Origin of the sequence: Shewanella sp. 10N.286.54.B9 (assembly GCF_041468565.1) — a bacterium.
Lineage (GTDB): Bacteria > Pseudomonadota > Gammaproteobacteria > Enterobacterales > Shewanellaceae > Shewanella.
Genome location: NZ_JBFRIY010000082.1, coordinates 1 through 212 on the forward strand (window position 1 = coordinate 1; position 212 = coordinate 212).

Consider the following 212-nt stretch of genomic DNA (forward strand, 5'->3'; position numbering starts at 1 on the left):
ATGGTGTAGCTGAAGCTGGTTGGCGCTGGTTGGTCGCCATTATGGCTGTAAGTGAAGCTACCATCTTCATTGATGGTTAAGCTGCCATTATCAATCGCCACGGTGGCCACGCCAGCAATAAAGGTCACTGGCACGCCATTGATGTGGGTGATGCTGAGGCTGTCGCCGTCTAAGTCGCTATCCACACCCGAACCGCTGTTATCGGTGATGAG

At 53.3% G+C, this 212-nt stretch carries 1 protein-coding gene; it reads right to left on the reverse strand.

Annotation, left to right across the window (positions count from 1 at the left end; translation table 11 throughout):
• Nucleotides 1-212, reverse strand: a 212-nt coding sequence (locus tag AB4135_RS21390) for an Ig-like domain-containing protein (RefSeq protein WP_371995448.1), incomplete at both ends; no start/stop codon positions are given.